At 71.5% G+C, this 1,985-nt stretch carries 1 protein-coding gene and 1 pseudogene; one reads left to right on the forward strand and one right to left on the reverse strand.

Going from position 1 to position 1,985, the window contains the following annotated elements:
• Nucleotides 1-721 (forward strand): annotated as a pseudogene (locus tag HV824_RS35565) (hypothetical protein); the annotation flags it as partial.
• Nucleotides 722-730: 9 nt separating this feature from the next.
• Here HV824_RS35565 and ftsY read toward each other — a convergent pair.
• A partial coding sequence (gene ftsY, locus HV824_RS35570) for a signal recognition particle-docking protein FtsY (RefSeq protein WP_176425249.1) occupies nucleotides 731-1,985 on the reverse strand: 1,255 nt, incomplete at its 5' end.

The following is a 1,985-nucleotide window of genomic DNA, read 5'->3' on the forward strand; positions in this document are numbered from 1 at the left end:
CGTGGTGGAAGAGGAAGTCACGCCCGCGCAGCTCGTGGGATTGAAGCGGTTGCTCCCGGCCTCGGTGTTGCTCGAAGTCGAGCTGGAGGACGAGGACGACGATGATGTGAGCATTCCGGTGGACGAGTCGCTGGCCCAGTACGCCGCGCTCCTCTACCTCGAATGGAAGCACGGCAAGAAGGTGGCGGAGTCGGCGCGCCAGGAGACGCTGGTGGGGCAGTACCACCTGTACCGGATGACGGGCGGCAAGGACGGCCGCGCGGACCGGCCCACGGGCCACTTCGCGGATGAGCTGGAGTACGGCGCGCTCGTCTACGGCAAGGCGCCCCTGCTGCACCACGCCTCGCGGAAGCTGGTGGGAGACGCCGCCTTCCTCAAGGCCCTGCGCGCCTACGTGGACACGTACCGCTTCAAGTGGACGTGCAAGGACTGCTTCACGAAGGAGCTGGCGAAGGCGAGCCCCGCCAACGCGAGCGCGCTGGAGCGGCTGCGCACGCGCTGGTGGCGGGAGGCGAAGGGCGACGCGGACCTGGGCAAGCCCCGGCTGGAGTCGGTGCTGGGCGGCTTCGAGGGCCTGGAAGGGCTGGAGGCCCTGCAGTCGTTGCCCGGCATGGACCTGGAGGCGCTCCAGGGCCTGCAGGGCTTCGAGGCCTTCCAGGAGATGGACGCCCAGTCGAAGGAGCTGCTGGAGCAGCTCATCCCCGGGTTGATGGGGCAGTGACGCGGGGCCTCAGTCGAAGAGGGCGCGGACGAACTCGCGCGGCTCGAAGCGGCGCAGGTCGGCCACCTTCTCGCCCACGCCCACCCAGACGACGGGGAGCTTGAGCTCGTCGCAGATGCCGATGACGACGCCGCCCTTCGCGGTGCCGTCCAGCTTCGTCAGGGCGATGGCGCTGACGCCCACGGCCTCGTGGAACTGCTTGGCCTGCTGAATCGCGTTCTGGCCGTTGGTGGAGTCCAGCACCAGCAGCACCTCGTGCGGCGCGCCGGGCAGGGCCTTGTCCATGACGCGCTTCACCTTCTTCAGCTCCTCCATCAGCGGGGCCTTGGTGTGGAGCCGGCCGGCGGTGTCCGCGATGATGACGTCCGCGCCTTCCTCCTTCGCCTTCTTGATGGCCTCGAAGATGACGGCGCTGGGGTCTGTGCCCTCGGCGCCCTTCACCAGCTGGGCCTGGGCGCGCTCGGCCCACACGTCCAGCTGCTCGGTGGCGGCGGCGCGGAAGGTGTCACCCGCTGCGAGCACCACCTTCTTGCCCTCGCTGGTGAGCTTCGCGGCCAGCTTGCCGATGGTCGTCGTCTTCCCGGCGCCGTTGACGCCCACCACCATGACGACGTGCGGCGGGCCGCCGCCTTCCAGGGAGCGCGGGACGGGCAAGTCGCAGATGCGGGCGACCTCGTCGCGGATGAGGCCCTTGATGCGCTCGGGGTCCTTCAGCTCGTTGCGCTTGAGCTTCTCGCGGGCCACCTCCACCAGGTGGTTGGCGGTGCGCACGCCGATGTCGGCGGTGAAGAGGATCTCCTCCAGCTCCGCCAGGACGGACTCGTCCACCTGGCGCTGCTGGCCGAACAGGCCGTTGAGCCGGGCCATGAAGCCCTGGTTCCGCGTCTTGTCCAGGCCCTGGGCCAGGGTGCGGCCGGCCTCGGCCTCCACCTTGGCGCGCGCGGCGGTCTCCTCGGCGCGGCGGGCCTCCTCGGCGGCGGCGGCCTCGCGGGCGCGCTCCTCCTCCATCAGCCGCTGGGCTTCAGCCTGCTCGCGCTTGCGGCGCTCCCGGGCCTCGTCGTCCGCGGCCTTCTTGGCGCGGTACTCGGCGCGCTTCTCCTCCTCCTCGCGCTCCTTGAGGGCGCGGGCCTCCTCCTCCAGCCGGGCGCGCGCGGCGGCGTCCGTGGTGGTGCGGGCGGCCTGGGCTGCCTCGGCGCGCTGGCGGGCCAGGGCCTCGGCGCGGTCGTGGGCTTCCTCGGCCTCGCGGAGCCGGGCAGCCTCCGCC

It is taken from the genome of Myxococcus sp. AM009, from assembly GCF_013372605.1.
GTDB classification, from domain to species: Bacteria; Myxococcota; Myxococcia; order Myxococcales; family Myxococcaceae; genus Myxococcus; species Myxococcus vastator.